The organism is Streptomyces sp. NPDC051136 (assembly GCF_044455745.1).
GTDB lineage: Bacteria > Actinomycetota > Actinomycetes > Streptomycetales > Streptomycetaceae > Streptomyces.
Map to the genome: position 1 here is coordinate 266,221 of NZ_JBITFE010000011.1, position 16,366 is coordinate 282,586.

14 protein-coding genes and 1 riboswitch are annotated in these 16,366 nt (G+C 70.6%); of the genes, 5 read left to right on the plus strand and 9 right to left on the minus strand.

What is annotated here, in order from left to right:
* Nucleotides 1-5 precede the first annotated feature (5 nt).
* Nucleotides 6-1,226: an erythromycin esterase family protein gene (locus tag ACIBCJ_RS29960; RefSeq protein ID WP_365981170.1), complete on the plus strand. Its 1,221-nt coding sequence runs from the start codon at nt 6-8 to the stop codon at nt 1,224-1,226.
* Between the two features lie 12 nt (nt 1,227-1,238).
* Here the strand turns inward: ACIBCJ_RS29960 and ACIBCJ_RS29965 are convergent, their stop codons facing one another.
* From ACIBCJ_RS29965 to ACIBCJ_RS30005, 9 genes are all read right to left on the minus strand, one after another.
* A complete protein-coding gene (locus ACIBCJ_RS29965) occupies nt 1,239-1,898 on the minus strand; it encodes a trimeric intracellular cation channel family protein (RefSeq protein WP_133889564.1) in 660 nt (219 codons plus the stop codon).
* A 77-nt stretch (nt 1,899-1,975) separates the two neighbouring features.
* The gene (locus ACIBCJ_RS29970) at nt 1,976-3,538 is read right to left on the minus strand and encodes a dipeptide ABC transporter ATP-binding protein (RefSeq protein WP_365981171.1); all 1,563 of its coding nucleotides are present in this window, start codon (nt 3,536-3,538) and stop codon (nt 1,976-1,978) included.
* Between the two features lie 23 nt (nt 3,539-3,561).
* Nucleotides 3,562-4,659, minus strand: a complete 1,098-nt coding sequence (locus ACIBCJ_RS29975; RefSeq protein ID WP_362102605.1) for an ABC transporter ATP-binding protein — start codon at nt 4,657-4,659, stop codon at nt 3,562-3,564.
* Nucleotides 4,656-5,654: an ABC transporter permease gene (locus tag ACIBCJ_RS29980; RefSeq protein ID WP_362102608.1), complete on the minus strand. Its 999-nt coding sequence runs from the start codon at nt 5,652-5,654 to the stop codon at nt 4,656-4,658. Before ACIBCJ_RS29980 ends, ACIBCJ_RS29975 begins: the two co-directional genes overlap by 4 nt.
* A gap of 108 nt (nt 5,655-5,762) precedes the next feature.
* The gene (locus ACIBCJ_RS29985; RefSeq protein ID WP_362102611.1) at nt 5,763-7,565 is read right to left on the minus strand and encodes an ABC transporter substrate-binding protein; all 1,803 of its coding nucleotides are present in this window, start codon (nt 7,563-7,565) and stop codon (nt 5,763-5,765) included.
* A 70-nt stretch (nt 7,566-7,635) separates the two neighbouring features.
* A complete protein-coding gene (locus ACIBCJ_RS29990; RefSeq protein ID WP_362102614.1) occupies nt 7,636-8,643 on the minus strand; it encodes an ABC transporter permease in 1,008 nt (335 codons plus the stop codon).
* Nucleotides 8,644-8,981: 338 nt separating this feature from the next.
* The gene (locus ACIBCJ_RS29995) at nt 8,982-9,773 is read right to left on the minus strand and encodes an enhanced serine sensitivity protein SseB C-terminal domain-containing protein (protein ID WP_362102617.1); all 792 of its coding nucleotides are present in this window, start codon (nt 9,771-9,773) and stop codon (nt 8,982-8,984) included.
* Nucleotides 9,774-9,965: 192 nt separating this feature from the next.
* Complete coding sequence (locus ACIBCJ_RS30000; RefSeq protein WP_362102620.1) at nt 9,966-10,733, minus strand: enhanced serine sensitivity protein SseB; 768 nt, start codon at nt 10,731-10,733, stop codon at nt 9,966-9,968.
* 78 nt (nt 10,734-10,811) lie between these two features.
* Nucleotides 10,812-11,480 carry an AAA family ATPase gene (locus tag ACIBCJ_RS30005; RefSeq protein ID WP_362102623.1) on the minus strand — a complete coding sequence of 223 codons (669 nt, stop codon included), beginning with the start codon at nt 11,478-11,480 and terminating at the stop codon, nt 10,812-10,814.
* 179 nt (nt 11,481-11,659) lie between these two features.
* A riboswitch (glycine riboswitch) is annotated at nt 11,660-11,753 on the plus strand.
* A 155-nt stretch (nt 11,754-11,908) separates the two neighbouring features.
* On the opposite strand from ACIBCJ_RS30005, the gene gcvT reads away from it, so the two are divergent.
* From gcvT to ACIBCJ_RS30025, 4 genes are all read left to right on the plus strand, one after another.
* Complete coding sequence (gene gcvT, locus ACIBCJ_RS30010) at nt 11,909-13,042, plus strand: glycine cleavage system aminomethyltransferase GcvT (RefSeq protein ID WP_362102625.1); 1,134 nt, start codon at nt 11,909-11,911, stop codon at nt 13,040-13,042.
* An 86-nt stretch (nt 13,043-13,128) separates the two neighbouring features.
* Nucleotides 13,129-13,506, plus strand: coding sequence for a glycine cleavage system protein GcvH (gcvH, locus tag ACIBCJ_RS30015; RefSeq protein WP_362102628.1), 378 nt, complete (start codon nt 13,129-13,131; stop codon nt 13,504-13,506).
* Nucleotides 13,507-13,520: 14 nt separating this feature from the next.
* Nucleotides 13,521-14,783, plus strand: a complete 1,263-nt coding sequence (gene glyA, locus ACIBCJ_RS30020; protein ID WP_365981172.1) for a serine hydroxymethyltransferase — start codon at nt 13,521-13,523, stop codon at nt 14,781-14,783.
* Between the two features lie 98 nt (nt 14,784-14,881).
* Nucleotides 14,882-16,249: an L-serine ammonia-lyase gene (locus tag ACIBCJ_RS30025; RefSeq protein ID WP_365981173.1), complete on the plus strand. Its 1,368-nt coding sequence runs from the start codon at nt 14,882-14,884 to the stop codon at nt 16,247-16,249.
* Nucleotides 16,250-16,366 lie beyond the last annotated feature (117 nt).

Consider the following 16,366-nt stretch of genomic DNA (forward strand, 5'->3'; position numbering starts at 1 on the left):
AAGCCATGGCCGAACGCACCGAGACCACAGCCGACATCGCCGACATCGCCCGTCCCCTGGACGCGGCCGCCGTCATGCGGCTGTTCCCCGCCCCGCCCCGGCTGCTCGCCCTGGGCGAGCCCACGCACGGCGAGGACGCCCTGCTCGACGTCCGCAACGCCCTCTTCCGGCAACTCGTCGAGCGGCACGGCTACCGGACGATCACGATCGAGAGCGACTGTCTGAGAGGGCTGGTCGTGGACGACTACGTCACCTGGGGCACCGGGACCCTCGACGAGGTCGTGGAACGGGGATTCAGTCACCCGTGGGGACCGAGCGCCCCCAACCGGGAGCTGGTGCGCTGGATGCGCGCGTACAACGAGGACCGGCCCGTGGAGCAGCGGATCCGCTTCGCCGGTTTCGACGGCCCGCTGGAGATCACCGGCGCCGAGAGCCCCCGGCAGGCCCTCACCGCCCTGCACGGCTGCCTCTCCGCCTGGCTGGACCCCGGCCTGCTCCCGTGCACCGCGGGGACTCTGGACCGCCTGCTCGGCGCCGACGACCGGTGGACCGAGCCCGAGGCGATGACGGACCCGGGGCGTTCGGTGGGACGGTCGGCCGAGGCCAGGGAGTTGCGGACGCTCGCCGAAGACCTCGTGTCGCTGCTGGACGAGCAGACGCCGCACCTGCTCGCGTCCTCCTCCCGGGACGAGTGGGAGCGGGCCCGCCTGCACGCCCGTACCGCCACCGGCCTGCTGACGTACCACCACGCGATGGCCGACGGCTCCCCGGCCCGCATGACCAGGATGCTGGGCGCGCGGGACCGGATGATGGCCGGCAACCTCCTCGCGCTCGCCGAACGGGGGCCGACCTTCGTCCACGCCCACAACTCGCACCTCCAGCGCGAGAAGAGCTCCATGCGGATGTGGCAGGGAGCGCTGGAATGGTGGAGCGCGGGGGCTCTGGTCGGCGCCCGGCTCGGCGGGGAGTACGGCTTCGTGGCCACGGCCCTGGGCACGATCCGGCACCAGGGCGTGGACACCCCGCCGCCGGACACCGTCGAGGGGATCCTGTACGCGCTCCCCGACGACCCCTGCGTCGTCGAGCCCGCGCGACTGGCCGGCGCCCTCGGCGATCCGCGGCCAGCGCCCCGGGTCTCCTCCTGGTTCGGCTACGCCCCGCTCGACCCCGGCCACCTGGACGCGGTCGACGGCGTCGTCTTCGTCAGGGACATGCCGCACCCCTGACGGATGCCGGGGTCAGTCCCCCTCGACCACCGTCGACCGGCGGTTCCAGGCGCGGGGCGCCCGCCAGTGGTAGCGCATGGCGAGCAGCCGCAGGACGAAGGCGGTGACGACCGCCAGGCCGCTGGTGAGCGGGGTGAGCGCCTCGTAGCGGATGCACAGGGCCACCATCGCGGAGCCGACGATCGCCGGGACGGCGTACAGGTCGCGGTCCCAGCGCAGCAGTGAGGGCACCTCGTTGGCGAGCACGTCGCGCAGCACGCCGCCGCCCACCGCGGTGGTCAGTCCCAGGCAGGCGGAGGCGGTCAGACCGAGACCGTAGTCGTACGCCTTGGTGGTGCCGGCGACGCAGAACAGGCCGAGCCCGGCCGCGTCGAAGATGTTCACGCCGGTCTGGAGGCGCTCCACGTGGGGGTGGAGGAAGAAGACCAGCAGCGTCGCGAGCAGCGGGGTGAGGAAGTACCCGAGGTCCGTGAAGGCGGCGGGCGGCACCGCGCCGATCACCAGGTCCCGGAACAGTCCGCCGCCCAGCGCGGTGACCTCGGCGAGGACGGCGATGCCGAAGACGTCGAAGTTCTTGCGTACGGCCAGCAGCGCGCCGGAGATGGCGAAGACGAAGATGCCGACCAGGTCGAGCGTGTGCTGGACGGTGGGACTGAAGAGTTGCTCGTACACCCTTCCATTCTCACTTGCCAGTGAGCCCCCGCCTTGCAAACGAAGGCGGGGGCTCACGGGCAGTCGGGTGAGTGCGGTCACTTCTCCTTGGCGGGAGGCTCCTCGTCACCGTTTCCGGCACTGTCGGCGGCGGGCTCGGCGCCCTCGGCAGCGGGTTCGGCACCCTCGGCGGCAGGCTCGGTCTCCCCGCCGGCCGGCTCGGCCTTCCCGGCGATGGGCTCAGCCCTCTCGACAACCGGCTCGGCCACCTCGGCAGCGGGCTCCGCCTTCTCGCCCGCGGGCTCGGCCACCGCGACAGCGGGCTCGGTGCCCTCGGCGCCAGGCTCGGCCTTCTCAGCGGCGGGCTCCGCCTTCTCGGCGGCGGGCTCAGTCACCTCGGCAGCGGGCTCCGCCTTCTCGCCGGCGGGCTCAGCCACCGGGGCGGCGGGCGCCGCCTTCTCGGCGGCCGGCTCGTCGGTGTCGTCCGACGCGGTGGGCGCCGAGGCCCCGACCTCCGCGGCCACCGCCGCCGAGGTCGCCGCGGACTCGGCCAGCGCCTCCTCCGACACCAGCTCCGCCGCCTCCTTCGCGGCGGTGAGCAGGACGACGTCCTGCGGGGCCTGGTCCGCGAAGTTCTCCGGGTGGTGGCAGGCCACCTGCTGGCCCGGCCGCAGCTCCTTGAGCGGCGGCTCGGTGGTCGTGCAGATCTGCGTCGCCTTCCAGCACCGGGTGTGGAAGCGGCAGCCGCTCGGCGGCGCGATCGGCGAGGGCACGTCGCCCTTGAGCAGGATGCGCTCGCTCTTGGCCGACTTGCGGGCCGGGTCCGGGATCGGGACGGCCGACATCAACGCCTTGGTGTACGGGTGCATCGGCGACTTGTAGAGCAGGTCGCGGTCGGCCAGCTCCATGATCTTGCCGAGGTACATCACCGCGATGCGGTCCGAGACGTGCCGCACGACGGACAGGTCGTGCGCGATGATCACGTACGTCAGACCCAGCTCGGCCTGGAGGTCGTCGAGCAGGTTGACGACCTGGGCCTGGATGGAGACGTCGAGCGCGGAGACCGGCTCGTCGGCCACGACCAGCTTCGGGTTGAGCGCGAGCGCGCGGGCGATGCCGATGCGCTGGCGCTGGCCGCCGGAGAATTCGTGCGGGTAGCGGTTGTAGTGCTCGGGGTTGAGACCGACCACCGACAGCAGCCGCTGCACCTCCTTCTTGACCCCGCCCTCGGGCACGACGCCCTGGAGCTTGAAGGGGGCGCTGACGATCGTGCCGATGGTGTGGCGCGGGTTCAGCGAGGAGTACGGGTCCTGGAAGATCATCTGCACGTCGCGGCGCAGCGGACGCATGCCGCCGACCCCGAGGTGGGTGATGTCCTTGCCCTGGAACTCGACCTTGCCCGCGGTCGGCTCCAGGAGCCGGGTGATCAGCCGGCCCATGGTCGACTTGCCGCAGCCGGACTCGCCCACGACGCCCAGCGTCTCGCCGGAGCGGACCTCGAAGTCGATGCCGTCGACGGCGCGGACCGCGCCGACCTGGCGCTGCAGCAGGCCCTTCCTGATCGGGAAGTGCTTCTGCAGCCCGGTCACCTTGAGCAGGGTCTCGCCGGGGGCGGCGTCCTTGGTCAGGGTGGCACCGCTGGTCTGTGCGGGGATGGTCACCGCTTTGTCCTCTGCCTGGTCGCTCACAGCTTCGGCGCAATCTCTTCGGTCCAGATACGCTCCCGCTGCTCCTGCGACATGTGGCAGGCGGCCCAGTGCTTGCTGCCGACCTCGGACAGCTCGGGGCGGACCGTGCGGGTGACGTCGTCCTTGGGCACGTCGGCGTACGGGCAGCGCGGGTTGAAGGCGCAGCCGGACGGGAGGTTGATGAGGGAGGGCGGCGATCCCTTGACCGGGATGAGGCGTTCCTGCTGGTCGCGGTCGAGCCGCGGCATCGAGCCGAGCAGGCCCCAGGTGTAGGGGTGCCGGGGCTCGTAGAACACCTTCTCCGCCGGCCCGCGCTCGACGCACCGGCCGCCGTACATGACGAGGAGGTCGTCGGCCAGCTCGGCGACGACTCCCAGGTCGTGGGTGATGATGATGACCGCGGAGCCGAACTCCTTCTGCAGGTCCCGGATGAGGTCGAGGATCTGCGCCTGGACGGTCACGTCCAGGGCGGTGGTCGGCTCGTCCGCGATGAGCAGCTCGGGGTTGTTGACCAGCGACATCGCGATCATCGCGCGCTGGCGCATACCGCCGGAGAACTCGTGCGGGTAGCTGTCCACCCGCTTGTCGGGCTGCGGGATGCCGACCCGGTCGAGCATCTCCACCGCGCGGCGCTTGGCGGTCTTCTTGTCCACCTTGTGGTGGATGCGGTACGCCTCCACGATCTGCTGGCCGATCGTGTAGTACGGGTGCAGCGCCGACAGCGGATCCTGGAAGATCATCGCCATCTCGCGGCCGCGCAGCTTGCGCACGTGGTCGGGGTCGGCCGACAGCAGCTCGGTGCCGTCCAGCCAGATCTCGCCGGATATCTGCGCCTTGCGCTTGCCGTACTGGCCGGCGGTGTGCAGGCCCATGATGCCGAGCGAGGTCACCGACTTGCCGGAGCCGGACTCGCCCACGATGCCGAGGGTCTTGCCCTTCTCCAGCTGGAAGGAGAGCCCGTCGACGGACTTGACCAGGCCGTCGTCGGTCGGGAAGTGGACCTTGAGGTCGCGTACTTCCAGGAAGGCGGTCGGCGCGGGCGAGGCGCCGGTGGGCTCGCCCACCGCTGCCCCGCTCTTGCTCAGTTCGGTCATGAGAGCCTCACTCGGGGGTCGATCACGGCGTACAGGACGTCCACCACGAGGTTGGCGATCAGCACCGCGAGAGAAGTGATCAGGACGACGCCCAGGATGAAGGGCAGGTCGTGGTTCTTGATCGCGTCCAGCACCTTCTGGCCGAGGCCGGGGAGGCTGAACGTGGTCTCGGTCAGGACCGCGCCGCCCATCAGGGCGCCCAGGTCCATGCCGAGCATGGTGAGCAGGGGGGTCAGGGTCGAGCGCATCGCGTGCTTGCTGATGACGACCTGTTCCTTGAGGCCCTTGGCCCGTGCGGTGCGGATGTAGTCCTCGCCGAGGATCTCCAGCATGGTGGCGCGGGTGATCCGGGCGTACATCGCGGCGTACAGGAAGGCCAGCGTGATCCAGGGCAGGATCATGCCGCCGAACCAGCCGCTGAAGCTGTCCTCGAGCGGGACGAACTCACCGTCGATCCAGCCCAGTCCGTAGGAGAAGATCGCCAGGCTGAGCAGGCCGGTGAAGTAGATGGGGAGCGAGACACCCGCCAGGGCGACGACCATCGCGCCGCGGTCCCACAGCGTGCCGCGCTTGAGGGCGGAGAGCACGCCGGCGGCCACGCCGAAGAGCAGCCACAGCACGGCGGCGCCGAGCGCGAGAGCCAGGGTCACCGGGAAACGCTCGGTCAGGACCGGCCAGACCGACTGCTCGGTCTTGAAGGAGTAGCCGAAGCAGGGCGCGGCGCAGTGGGTCACGTCGCCGCCGGCCGCGTAGGTGCGGCCCGCGAAGATGCCCTTGAAGAACTCCCAGGCCTGCACGAGGACCGGGTCGCCCAGACCCAGCTTCTCCCGCACACCCTCGACGGCGGCGGGGTCCGCCTGCTTGCCGACGAAGTTCAGGGCGATGTCGACCCCTGCCCACTTGGGGACGAGGAAGAAGATGCAGAAGACCACCAGGACGATGACCACGAGCATCACTGCGGCGGCGAACAGCCGCCTGATGAGGTAAGCGAGCACGGGTTGCGGCCCGCTGCGCCCCGCGGGCCGCCGGAGATTGTCCGACGGCCCACGGTCACGCCGCGCCGGCCTTCACCTGCCTTTCGTGCCGTACGGCGGGTGTACCGGTTACTTCTTGGGGTTCTTCAGGCCGAGGTTGACGAAGTCGTACATACCGCTGTACGCGTCGGTGGTGTAGACGTTCGCCACGTTGCTGGAACGCCAGTTGATGAACTTCTCGAAGACGAAGGGCAGGTAGTACGCGCCCTCCATCACCTTGTGGTTGATCTCCGAGGCGATCTTCGTCTTGCCGGCGTCGTCCAGCTCGGTGAGGTAGTCCGCGAAGAGACCGTCGATCTTCTTGTCGTCGATCATCGCGAAGTTGTTGTTACCGCTGTCGAGGATGTAGTCGCTGTGCCACAGCGGCAGACCGTAGCCCTGCACGGACGGGAAGTCCGGGCCCCAGCCCATGATGATGATGCCGTAGCCCTTCTTCTGCACGTTCGAGGGGCTGCCGATGACGCTGGCGTACTGCGAGCCGTCGTACTGGTCGATCTCGACGTCGACGCCGATCTTCTTCAGCGAGGCCTGGAGGGACTCGGCGGTGGCGACCTCGACCGGCTTGTTGTTGCGGACCGCGACGGTGGTCTTGAAGCCGTTCGGCTTGCCGCAGGCCTTCAGCTCTTCCTTGGCCTTCTCGACGTTGCCCTTCTTGTTGGCGCCGGCCATCTCGTACGGGTCGTACTTCTGGCCCTCGGAGCCCGGGACGGCGGGCGGCAGCATGTTGGTGCCGATGTCACCGCCGGCCACCGGGCCGCCGCGCGCGGTCTGCAGGGAGACGTGGTCGGCCCCGTAGAGCACGGCCTTGCGGCAGTGGATGTTGTCGAAGGGCTTCACGTTCTGCGGGAACGTGGCGTACCGGATGTAACCCGAGACCGGGTTGTCCAGGTTCGCCTTGTGCTCCTTCAGCGCCGTGGTGCGACCCTGCGGGGACAGACCGGTCTGGGCCAGGTCGATGTCGTAGTCGCCGGCGATCAGGCGGGCGTCCAGGTCGTTGGCGTTGGTGAAGAACTTGATCGTGACCTTGTCCGGGTACGCCTTGCGGACCGGGTCCGAGCTCTGCTTCCACTCGGCGTTGCGGACCAGGGTCAGGTCCTTGCCGGGGTTGTAGGACTCGAACTTGTACGGGCCCGAGGAGAACGGGTGCAGGCCGTACTTGGACTTGGTGTCCTTGTCCTGGCGGACCGGGGACGCCGAGGTCAGCGCGAGCATCTCCTCGAAGTCCGAGTTGGCCGCGGGCAGGTGGAAGACGATCGTCTTGTCGTCCGGCGTCTCGATCGCCTTCAGACCGAGCTTGTCCTTGGCCTTGTCCTTGTACGGGCCCTGGTACTCGTCCTTGGGGTCGAGCACCTCCTTGAGGTACGTCGGACCGCCGGACAGCACGTCCTGCGCCCAGACGCGCTCGATGCCGTACTTGACGTCCTTGGAGGTGATCGGCTTGCCGTCCTCCCAGGTGACGCCGTCACGCAGGGTGTACGTGTAGGTCTTGCCGTCGTCCGAGACCTTGGCGACGTCGGAGGCGAGGTCGGGGGTGACCTCCGCACCGGTCTTGCCCGGCTCCGTCTTGTTCGTGACGAGCTGGCGGCTGTAGTAGCGGGAGAAGTTCCACATGAAGCCGTAGTAGCCGCGCGTGGTGTCCCACGAGTCGGCGTCCTGCGAGCTGGCGAACTTCAGCGTGCCGCCCTTCTTGGCCTCGGAGGCCTGGGCGACCTTGTTGTTGGCCGCGTCGAAGCCGGCCGCGCCGTTCTTCGAACCGCTGCCGCCGTCGTCGTCGCCGCCGCCGCCGCACGCCGCCGTGGTCAGCAGCGCGGCGACCACTGCGGCAGCGGCCACAGCCTGCTTGCGCCGCCCTGAGGTGCGTTGGGTAGTCACGATCTCGGATCCTCCGGATTAGATGAGAGACCCCGTGCAGGTGCCACGGGTCGCCTTGCGGTACGGCGGGTCAGCGGGAGCCCTTCGGGTCCAACGCGTCGCGCACGCCGTCACCGAAGAGGTTGAAGGCAAGAACGGTGATGAAGATCGCCACACCGGGAACCACCATGTACATGGGGTCCGACTTGTAGTAGTCGATCGCGCTCGAGAGCATCTGCCCCCAGGACGACGTGGGCGGCTTGACGCCCACGCCGAGGAAGCTGAGCGCCGCCTCGGTGAGGATGTTGGTGGGGATCATCATCGTCGTGTAGACGATGATCGGCGCCACCAGGTTGGGCAGCAGTTCCTTGAACAGGATGTAGAACCGTCCGGCCCCCAGCGACCGGGCCGCCTCGACGTACTCCCGTTCACGCATGGAGAGGGTCTGACCGCGGACCACACGGCCGATGTAGGGCCAGCCGAAGAATCCGATCACCACGATCATCATGAGCAGGCGCACGCCCGTGCCGCTCAGTCCCAGCATGGAGTCCGGCAGCACGGAGACCAGCGCGATGATGAACAGGAGCTGGGGGAAGGCCAGCAGACCGTCCATGATGCGGCTGATGAGGGAGTCGACCCAGCCGCCGAAGAAGCCGGCCAGGACACCGAGGACGGTGCCGATGATCACGGCGACCATCGCGGACAGGAAGCCGACGAGCAGCGAGATCCGGGCACCGTGGACGATGCGGGCGAAGATGTCGCGGCCGTTGACCGGCTCCACGCCCAGCCAGTGGTCGCCGCTGATGCCGCCCATGGAGCCCGTGGGGGTGCCGAACAGCGGGTCGATCATGTCCTCGTTGTACGCGTTGGGCTCCTGCCCGTACAGGGAGGTGATCACGGGCGCCAGCACGGCGATCACGATGAGCACCAGCACCACGATGCCGCCCGCGAGCGCCAGCTTGTCCCTCTTCAGGCGCTCCCAGGCGATCCGGCCAAGTGAGCGCCCTTGTACCGACTTGGCCTCGGCGCCGGCGACCGCCGCTTCCTCTGCCGCACTCGGGGCCGCTTCCGCGGTCGGCTCGTGCAATGGTGCCGTCATCTGGCAGGGACCCCTCTCAACCGGCGGTAGCCGGCCCGCACTTGCCGCTGTAGCGGCGTGATCAGTCCGTCGTACAAAGAGGCGAGCATCCACCCCTTGTTGCGGGAGTCTTCAACGCTTTGGCGATCTGTAGCCAGTGCTGACGGGGAATGGATGCGCAAACGTGATGCTGTTCGAGGTGTTCCGTTATCCGGACAGTGGGTAACGGGGGCCGGACGCGGGCGAGTTGGGACATCGGGGACAAGAAGGCGCTTTGCGTCGCCATCTACGCGCGAAGATGTCCTCTGCCGCCCCGGTCCCGGGCCCCTGCCCGGCGGTCGGGCCGACGGTTTCGACCGTCAGTGACGGCCGCCGGCCGGAGGGTATCCGTACCCGCCCGCCGGCGCCTGGGCGGGGGCGTGGGCCTCGCGGTCGTAGAACGGACGGGCGTTGGCGCGCAGCCACAGGGCCACCGGGTCGTGGGCGTCGGTCATCGCCACCGTCGACACCGGCAGCCCGTCCGGCACCGCGCCGACGGACTGCTGCATCATCGCGCGCACCGCGTCGACGGCCGGCGGGGAGGTGTCGTACACGTCGAGGCCGATGGCGAGGTACGGCGCGCCCAGCGCCGGCTGCACCCAGGCGCGGCGCAGCGCGCGGACCGCCGGGGTGCGGTGGGCGTTCTGCGCGAGCAGGGCGTAGAACTGCGGGAGTTCGATGGCCGGTTCGGACAGGCGCAGGGGGCCGGCCGGCTGGCGGTCCAGGCCCGAGGCGATCCGCCGCAGGTCGAGCCAGGGAATGCCGACGCCGCCGCCGGGGGCGTGCGGGTTGAGCCACAGGCCGTAGTGGTCCGGGTAGAGGGCGCGGGCCACCTCCAGGCCGTCGACCACCTCGTACGACCGGTTCCAGCCGCTGGCGGACAGCTCCTGGGCGGAGGTCACGCAGGGCGCGTAGCCGTAGCCCTGGACCTCCATCTTCCCGTACTGGGCGTCCGGCGAGCCGGCCTGGCCGTGCCACAGCAGCATCCAGACCTGGCCGGAGGCGGGGGTGGCGAGGGCGCGCAGCAGGGCCTCGTAGGCGTCGTAGCGCCCGGGCGTCACCTGGCGCAGCATGTGCTCGACCTGCCCGGTCGTGGTGCCGCTGGCGCTCACGCGTATCGCCCCTTCGAGAAGTCCCCCGTTGTCGGAACCAGCTTACGGCTCCGCCGGGTGCGGGGGGCTATGCGCTCGGGGCGTGCTGCCGTCCCCGGTGCGGTGGTCCCGTCGTGGCCCGTCGCGCCCGTGCGGCGCAGCCGCACACGTCGCGGCGCCCGCGCCCCTCCGCCGCCCCGTCCTGACCGGCGGTCAGAAGCCCTGGTCGTAGAAGGGCCTGACCGTGTCCCGCATCCAGTCGCAGACCGGGTCCTGGGCCGCCTCCAGGAGGACCAGGTTGACCTGCCACTTCAGCGGGGACCTGGCCAGGGCCCGGCCCAGGGCGTCCAGGGGGAGGGCTCGGGCGTCGCCCTCCCAGTGGGAGAGCTCGACGCCTATGTAGAGGACCGGGTCGGCGGTCTCGACGGCGGCCAGGCAGCGGCGCGCGCTGCGGACGACGCCGGTGGCGGCGAACTCGGCGGAGGCCGCGGCCAGGAAGTCCACCGGGTCGTCCTGCCAGTCCGGCTCGAAGAGACGGACCCGGCCGCCGGACGCGGGCCCGTCCAGCGAGGTGCGCCCGGCCCGGCACAGCTCGGCCACGGCCGGCGGCGGCAGCGGGATGCCGACGACGCCCTCCGGGTTCACCACGATGCCGACCTGCGGGGGCAGCCCGCGCGCGAACTCCACGGCGGGGGCGACGGTGTACGCCATCTGCGCCCCGGCGACCTGCCGGAACTGCTCCTCGGAGCTGAACACCGGCACGTAGGCCTGACCGTCGATCTCCAGCGAGGGCAGGTCGAGGGGGCCGCTGTGCGGGCCACCGCCGTTGGGCAGGGGTATCCACAGGTAACTGCGGCCGAGGACCTCCACGATCCGGCCGCCTGCCGTCGGCACGCCGAGGGAGACGGACAGCACCTCTTCCAGCTCGTTGCCGGGCCACCCGCCGTGCGGATGGGGGTGTGCCTGTGCCGGGAAGTCCATCTGCCTACCTACCGCCTGCCTGGTACCGCTGTCCGTGGCTGAAAGGCTAACCCGTTCGATCCGGGGTCCTCCCGTGTGTCACCCCGTGAAGGAGATCCGCCGCAGGGCGTCGGCGGCGTCGCGGTCCAGGACCACCGCGGAGGCGCAGCCGGCCGGCAGGGCACCCTCCGTCACCGCGCGCAGCAGGCGGGAGTTGGCCGTGCGGTGCCTCAGGAACGCGTACCGCGACACGCCCCGGCCGCGCTCGCGCTGGCCGGCCAGGGCCTCGCCGGGAGCGACGTCGAGGAGCAGCAGGTGCAGGGCCCCGCCCCGGCGGCGGGCGGCGCGGGCCAGCCAGCCCCGCACCCAGGTCTGGGTGCCGCAGTCGTGCACGACGACGCCCTCGCCGGAGCGCAGCGCGCGGCGCAGCCCGGCGTAGTGGGCGAGGCGGACGAGGGGGCGGTAGAGCGCGTAGGGCAGCAGGCGCGGCATGCGGTGGTCCCAGCGGTCGCGCGTGTCCTGGGAGTCGACGCGCCCGCCGCGCACCGTGCGCCGCATCAGCGTGGACTTGCCGCTGCCGGGCAGTCCGGTGATCACCACCAGGTCCCGGGGCCCGAAGAGCAGGGCGTGCGGACTGCGGCCGTCGCGGTCCCGCAGGTCGCGGACGACGGGAGCGGGCAGCGCGGTGCCCGCCCGGGAGGCCGGGGCGGCGGGCTGCTCGGGCAGCGCGAGTCCCGAGGTCGTGGCGCAGGCCGTGGTCCTGTTCACCGTGATCGTCCTCCCCTGGGGCGGTTCACGAGTCCCTCTCCCCGTCGAGTGTAAAGAGAAGGTAATGCGCAGGTCTCGCGTTTTGGTTCGCTTACTGCCACAAGCCGGTTACAGATCACGGTCTCCCACGAAAGAGCCGGTCGTGCAATGATGGCGGCGCCAACTGCATACCGGCCGTTTGAATCCGCGCGGGAGAGTCCCCGGCCGCGCCGGGGCGCCGAAGGAGCAAGTCCCTCCCTTGAATCTCTCAGGCACCGTTACCGCGTGGGCGAGGCACATCTGAAAAGCGGACCGCCCCCGACGGCGGTCCCACCCAAGGTGCAAGCCCTGATCGCCGTACTCCGGTGGACGGGGCGAACCTCTCAGGTTCCGATGACAGATGGGGAGGATCGACCTCGCCACGTCCTGTCATGGGAGACGACCGACCGATGAGCAGCACCGAACCCCGCCGTACCGCACTCGACGCGACGCATCGCGCACTGGGCGCGACGATGACCGACTTCGCCGGCTGGGACATGCCCCTGCGCTACGGCTCCGAGCGTGACGAGCACCTCGCGGTGCGCACCCGCGCCGGTCTCTTCGACCTCTCGCACATGGGCGAGATCACCGTCACCGGGCCGCAGGCGACCGAGCTGCTGAACCACGCGCTGGTCGGCAACATCGGCACCGTGAAGCCGGGCCGCGCCCGCTACACCATGATCTGCCGCGAGGACGGCGGCATCCTGGACGACCTGATCGTCTACCGCCTGGACGACACCGGGGCCGACGCCGCTCACTACATGGTCGTCGCCAACGCCTCCAACGCCCAGGTCGTGCTCGACGCGCTGACCGAGCGGGCGGCCGGCTTCGACGCCGAGGTGCGCGACGACCGCGACGCCTACGCGCTGCTCGCCGTGCAGGGTCCCGAGTCCCCCGGCATCCTGGCGAGCCTCACCGACGCGGACCTGGACGGCCTGAAGTACTACGCCGGTCTGCCCGGCACGGTGGCGGGCGTCCCGGCGCTGATCGCGCGCACCGGTTACACCGGCGAGGACGGTTTCGAGCTGTTCGTGAAGCCCGAGCACGCCGTCGAGCTGTGGCAGGCGCTGACCAAGGCGGGCGAGGGGGCCGGCCTGGTCCCGTGCGGCCTGTCCTGCCGGGACACGCTCCGCCTGGAGGCGGGCATGCCGCTGTACGGGCACGAGCTGACGACCGCGCTGACGCCGTTCGACGCCGGTCTGGGCCGGGTGGTGAAGTTCGAGAAGGAGGGCGACTTCGTCGGGCGCGCCGCGCTGACGGAGGCCGCCGAGCGCGCCGCCACGCAGCCGCCCCGCGTGCTGGTCGGCCTGGTCGCCGAGGGCCGCCGGGTGCCGCGCGCCGGGTACCGGGTGGTCGCGGACGGCGAGGTGATCGGCGAGGTCACCTCCGGCGCCCCGTCCCCGACGCTGGGCAGGCCGATCGCCATGGCCTACGTCGACCCCGCGCACGCGGCCCCGGGCACGTCGGGCGTCGGTGTGGACATCCGGGGCAGTCACGAGCCGTACGAGGTCGTGGCGCTGCCGTTCTACAAGCGCCAGAAGTAGCCCCGGCGGCGCCGCCCGGCGGCGTTCGTCTCCTCCCCCTCACCCCCTTCACCAGCCCCTTCCTCGCGTACAGGAGAATTCAGGTCATGAGCAACCCCCAGCAGCTGCGCTACAGCAAGGAGCACGAGTGGCTGTCGGGCGCCGAGGACGGCGCCTCGACGGTCGGCATCACGGAGCACGCGGCCAACGCGCTCGGTGACGTCGTCTTCGTCCAGCTCCCCGAGGTCGGCGACCAGGTGACCGCGGGCGAGACCTGCGGCGAACTGGAGTCGACCAAGTCCGTCTCCGACCTCTACTCCCCCGTCTCCGGTGAGGTCACCGAGGTCAACGAGGACGTCGTCAACGACCCGTCCCTCGTGAACAGCGCCCCCTTCGAGGGCGGCTGGCTGTTCAAGGTGCGGATCACGGACGAGCCGGCCGAGCTGCTCTCCGCCGACGAGTACACCGCCTTCACCGCCGGCTGAGGAGTCCCGACCGCATGTCGCTTCTGAACACACCCCTGCACGAACTGGACCCGGACGTCGCGGCCGCCGTCGACGCCGAGCTGGACCGTCAGCAGTCCACCCTCGAGATGATCGCCTCGGAGAACTTCGCCCCGGTCGCGGTCATGGAGGCCCAGGGCTCGGTCCTCACCAACAAGTACGCCGAGGGCTACCCCGGCCGCCGCTACTACGGCGGCTGCGAGCACGTCGACGTGGTCGAGCAGATCGCCATCGACCGGGTCAAGGCGCTCTTCGGTGCCGAGCACGCCAACGTGCAGCCGCACTCGGGTGCCCAGGCCAACGCGGCCGCGATGTTCGCGCTGCTCAAGCCCGGCGACACGATCATGGGTCTGAACCTCGCCCACGGCGGGCACCTGACCCACGGCATGAAGATCAACTTCTCCGGCAAGCTCTACAACGTCGTGCCCTACCACGTGGGCGACGACGGCCAGGTCGACATGGCCGAGGTGGAGCGTCTGGCCAAGGAGACCAAGCCGAAGCTGATCGTGGCCGGCTGGTCGGCGTACCCGCGTCAGCTGGACTTCGCCGCCTTCCGCAAGGTCGCGGACGAGGTCGGCGCGTACCTGATGGTCGACATGGCGCACTTCGCCGGCCTGGTCGCGGCGGGCCTGCACCCGAACCCGGTGCCGTACGCCCACGTGGTCACCACCACCACGCACAAGACGCTCGGCGGCCCGCGCGGCGGTGTGATCCTCTCCACGGCCGAACTGGCCAAGAAGATCAACTCCGCCGTCTTCCCCGGTCAGCAGGGTGGCCCGCTGGAGCACGTGGTGGCCGCCAAGGCCGTCGCCTTCAAGGTCGCCGCCAGCGAGGACTTCAAGGAGCGCCAGACCCGTACGCTGGAGGGTGCCCGCATCCTGGCCGAGCGCCTGGTGCGGGACGACGCGAAGGCCGCGGGCGTCTCCGTCCTGACCGGCGGCACGGACGTCCACCTGGTCCTGGTGGACCTGCGCGACTCCGAGCTGGACGGTCAGCAGGCCGAGGACCGCCTCCACGAGGTCGGCATCACGGTCAACCGCAACGCCGTCCCGAACGACCCGCGTCCGCCGATGGTGACCTCCGGTCTGCGCATCGGTACGCCGGCCCTGGCGACCCGAGGCTTCACCGCCGAGGACTTCGCCGAGGTCGCGGACGTGATCGCCGAGGCGCTGAAGCCGTCCTACGACGCGGAAGCCCTCAAGGCCCGGGTGAAGACCCTGGCCGACAAGCACCCGCTGTACCCGGGTCTGAACAAGTAGACACCGCGTCCGAGGGTGGGGCGCCCGTCCGCCACAAGCGGGGTCGGCGCCCCACCCGAAGCACCCCCTCCGCACCACCCCCGTTCTGAGGAGTCCCCGTGGCCATCTCGGTCTTCGACCTGTTCTCGATCGGCATCGGCCCGTCGAGCTCGCACACGGTCGGCCCGATGCGCGCGGCCCGCATGTTCGCCCGCCGCCTGCGCAACGAGGAGCTGCTGGACTCCGTCGCCTCGGTCCGCGCCGAGCTGTACGGCTCGCTCGGCGCCACCGGCCACGGCCACGGCACTCCCAAGGCGGTGCTGCTCGGCCTGGAGGGCGACTCGCCGCGCACGGTGGACGTGGAGACGGCGGACGACCGGGTGGAGATGATCAGGTCGTCCGGCCGGATCAGCCTCCTCGGTGACCACGAGATCGCCTTCTCCTACGACGACGACATGGTCCTGCACCGCCGCGAGACCCTCCCCTACCACGCCAACGGCATGACGCTGTGGGCGTACGACGCCGAGGGCGCCGAGGTGCTGACCAAGACCTACTACTCGGTCGGCGGCGGCTTCGTCGTCGACGAGGACGCGGTGGGCGCGGACCGCATAGTCCTGGACGACACCGTCCTGAAGTACCCCTTCCGCACCGGCGACGAGCTGCTCCGCCTGACCCGCGAGACGGGCCTGTCCATCTCCGCCCTGATGCTGGAGAACGAGCGGGCCTGGCGCGACGAGGACGAGATCCGCGCCGGGCTGCTGGAGATCTGGCGCGTGATGCAGGCGTGCGTGGAGCGCGGCATGACCCGCGAGGGCATCCTGCCGGGCGGCCTGAAGGTCCGCCGCCGCGCCGCGAACACCGCCCGCAAGCTGCGCTCCGAGGGCGACCCGCAGGCCCTGGCGATGGAGTGGATCACCCTCTACGCGATGGCCGTGAACGAGGAGAACGCGGCGGGCGGCCGGGTCGTCACCGCCCCCACCAACGGCGCGGCCGGCATCATCCCCGCGGTCCTGCACTACTACGTGAACTTCGTCCCCGGCGCCGACGAGGACGGCGTGGTCCGCTTCCTCCTGGCGGCCGGCGCCATCGGCATGCTCTTCAAGGAGAACGCCTCCATCTCCGGCGCCGAGGTCGGCTGCCAGGGCGAGGTCGGCTCCGCCTGCTCGATGGCGGCCGGCGCCCTCGCCGAGGTCCTCGGCGGCTCTCCGGAGCAGGTGGAGAACGCCGCCGAGATCGGCATGGAGCACAACCTCGGCCTGACCTGCGACCCGGTCGGCGGCCTGGTCCAGATCCCGTGCATCGAGCGCAACGGCATGGCCGCGGTCAAGGCGGTCACGGCGGCCCGGATGGCGATGCGCGGCGACGGGTCCCACAAGGTCTCCCTGGACAAGGTCATCAAGACCATGAAGGAGACCGGCGCCGACATGTCGGTCAAGTACAAGGAGACGGCGCGGGGCGGGCTCGCGGTGAACATCATCGAGTGCTGACCGGGCGGTCCGGCCGGCCGGGAGGCAGGTGCCCCGCGCGTCCCGGACCTCTCGGCGTCCGGGAGTCTCGACGTCTCACATCGTGACATCGGCTTTCCGAAAAACAAGACGACTGAG